A 3,430-nucleotide genomic window follows, 5' to 3' on the forward strand; every position below is an offset into this window, starting at 1 on the left:
CCAGTAGTGCTCGTGCTGGAAGGCGTAGGTCGGCAGATCGACGCGGCGGGCGCCGGTCCCGGCGAAGTACGCCGCCCAGTCGACCGCTGATCCTCGTACGTGAAGTTCGGCGATGGCGGTGACCAGCGTCTGTGCCTCGTCGCGGTCCTGTCGCAGGGCCGGCACGAAGGTGGAGTCCTCGACGCAGTCCTGCCCCATCGCGGACAGCACTCCGTCCGGGCCGAGCTCCAGGTATGTGGTCACGCCCTGGTCCTGGAGAGCGCGTATTCCGTCGAGGAAGCGGACCGCCTCGCGGACGTGGCGTACCCAGTAGTCCGCCGAGCAGATCTCCTCGTCAGACACGACCCGACCCGACACGTTCGACACGATGGCGGTCTGCGGGGCACGGAAGGTCAACGTCTCCGCGACCGCACGGAAGTCGTCCAGCATCGCGTCCATGCGGGGCGAATGGAACGCATGACTGACCCGCAGACGCTTGGTCTTACGGCCCTCGGCCTCGAAATGCGCGGCGATCGCCAGGACAGCGTCCTCGTCACCTGAAATCACCGTCGAGGAAGGCCCGTTGAGCGCTGCAATGGATGCGCCGTCGGCAAGGAGCGGCAGGACCTCGTCCTCGGCTGCCTGGAGGGACACCATCGCCCCGCCCGCCGGCAAGGCCTGCATCAGACGACCACGAGCCGCCACCAGCCTGGCCGCATCCTCCAGCGACAGCACTCCGGCCACATGCGCGGCCGACAGTTCGCCGATGGAGTGGCCCAGCAGACAGTCCGGCTTGACGCCCCAGGCCGACACCAGACGGAACAGCGCCACTTCGAGCGCGAACAGACCGGCCTGCGTGAACTGCGTCTGATCCAGCAGCTCACCACCCTCGAAGACCACGCCACGGATCGGCTGATCCAGATGCCGGTCCAGCTCTGCGCACACCGCATCGAACGCATCCGCGAACACCGGATACGCCCCATACAGCTCACGGCCCATACCCGACCGCTGCGCACCCTGACCCGAGAACAACACCGCCGACCGGCCCTCGACGACCTCGCCCCGCACGGTCCGGTCACCGATCAGCACCGCACGGTGCTCCAACGCCGCCCGCGTGGTCGCCAACGAGAGCCCGACATCCACCGGCTCCCGATCCCCGGCGAACCCCGACAACCGCTCCACCTGCGCCGACAAACCCGCCTCGGACTTCGCCGACACCACCCACGGAACCACAGGCAGCACGACATCCTCGGAGGCTTCCGTCGCCTCGATCGCCGGAGCCTGCTCCAGAATCACGTGCGCGTTCGTGCCGCTGATCCCGAACGACGACACACCCGCACGCCGCGCCTCGCCCGTCTCCGGCCACGCCACCGACTCCGTCAGCAGCTCCACCGAGCCGGCCGACCAGTCCACCTGTGACGTCGGCTCATCCACATGCAGCGTCCGCGGCAGCACACCGTGCCGCATCGCCATCACCATCTTGATGATCCCGGCCACACCCGCGGCAGCCTGCGTGTGGCCGATGTTGGACTTCAGGGACCCCAAGTGCAGCGGAGGGGCCTCGGCGCGCCCCTGCCCGTACGTCGCGAGTACCGCCTGCGCCTCGATCGGGTCGCCCAAGGACGTACCGGTTCCATGTGCTTCTACCGCGTCCACCTGGGAGGCCGACAGGCCGGCGTTCAGCAGCGCCTGCCGGATCACCCGCTGTTGCGAGGGGCCGTTCGGAGCCGTCAGACCGTTGCTCGCACCGTCCTGGTTCACCGCACTGCCCCGAAGGACGGCGAGCACTTCATGGCCGTTCTGCCGCGCGTCCGAGAGCCGCTCGACCAGGAGCACGCCCACACCCTCGGACCAGCCCGTACCGTCCGCAGCCTCCGCGAAGGACTTGCATCGGCCGTCCCCCGCGAGGCCGCCCTGCCGGGAGAACTCCGAGAACGTCACCGCAGTACCCATCACCGTCACCCCACCGACAAGCGCCAGCGAGCACTCCCCCGACCGCAGGGCCTGAGCAGCAAGGTGCAGAGCCACCAGAGACGACGAGCACGCCGTATCAAGAGTGACGGCCGGCCCTTCGAGCCCGAAGGCGTACGAGACACGGCCGGACAGGACACTCGTCGCGTTTCCCGTGAGCAGATGCCCCCCGACGCCTTCCACCTCGCCGGCATTCGCTCCCGACGCGTATCCCTGACTCGCGGCTCCGGCGAAGACGGCGGTACTGCTGCCGCGGAGGGAGATCGGGTCGATTCCGGCACGCTCGAACGCCTCCCACGACGTCTCGAGGAGCAGTCGCTGCTGCGGGTCCATCGCCAGTGCCTCACGAGGCGAGATCCCGAAGAACTCGGCATCGAACAACGCCGCGTCGTGCAGAAAACCGCCCTCGCGCGCATACGAGGAATGCGGGTCCACGGCCCAGCCCCTGTCGATCGGGAAGCCGGTGACTCCGTCGGCCTCCGCGACGAGCAACGACCAGAGGTCTTCCGGGGAACTGACACCCCCGGGGAGGCGGCAGCTCATGCCCACGATGACGATCGGGTCGTCGCTCGTGACGGAAGTGGCTGCTCCGGACCTTTCAGGTTCCTCTCCGGCACCGAAGAGCCGCACGCGGAGGTGGTCAGCCAGAGCAGCCGGGTTCGGGCAGTCGAAGACAAGAGTGGTGGGCAGACCGAGCCCGGTCTCTTTCTGCAGGAGGTTCCGCAGCTCGACAGCCGTGAGGGAATCGAAGCCCAGTTGCTGAAACGGCCGGTCCGCCGGAATCCTGGCCGTGTTCCGGTGTCCCAGAACGAACGCGACCTGTTGGCGTACGAGGTCAAGAAGTGCAGCAGCCCGCTCCGTGTCCGGAAGCGCGGCAAACCTGGCGGGGAGGGAGGAGGGCCGGTTGTCCGCAGAGACGGATGTGTCGAGCTCAGCGAGTTCGCTCAGCAAGGGACTCTCGCGCATGGCGGTGAACGTCGGCCTGAAGAGCTGCCAGTCCACATCGGCGACCGTGATCACGGAATCACCCTGGCCGAGCGCCTGCTCGAGTCCGATGATCGCCGTAGCAGGCGTCATCGCGGTCAGCCCACGACGACGAAGGTGCTCCGCGGCTTCCCCGTCTGCCATTCCGCCATCCGCCCAGGGGCCCCAGGCGATGGACGTGGCGGTCAGTCCACGGGCCCGCCGGCGCTCGGCCAGGGCGTCGAGGTGTGCGTTGGCAGCCGCGTAGGCGGCTTGACCGCCACTGCCCCAGATGCCGGCGATCGAGGAGAACAGCACGAACGCATCGAGCGGCCGGTCACCGAAGACGGCATCCAGATTGTCCGCACCCGTCACCTTGGCCCGCAGCACCTCTTCGAAGTCGTCCGACCGTGTGTCGACGAATGGCGCAAAGCGGTTGATACCAGCCGCGTGGAACACGGAACGCACCGGACCACCAGCCGCTTCGACCTCCCCAACCAGCCCCGCCAGAGCAACC

1 protein-coding gene is annotated in these 3,430 nt (G+C 68.2%); it reads right to left on the reverse strand.

What is annotated here, in order from left to right:
• Positions 1–3,430 (reverse strand): type I polyketide synthase (locus BFF76_RS26315; protein WP_141695660.1); only part of this gene is annotated, 3,430 nt, incomplete at both ends.

Source organism: Streptomyces mutomycini, assembly GCF_001700505.1.
Classification (GTDB): domain Bacteria; phylum Actinomycetota; class Actinomycetes; order Streptomycetales; family Streptomycetaceae; genus Streptomyces; species Streptomyces mutomycini.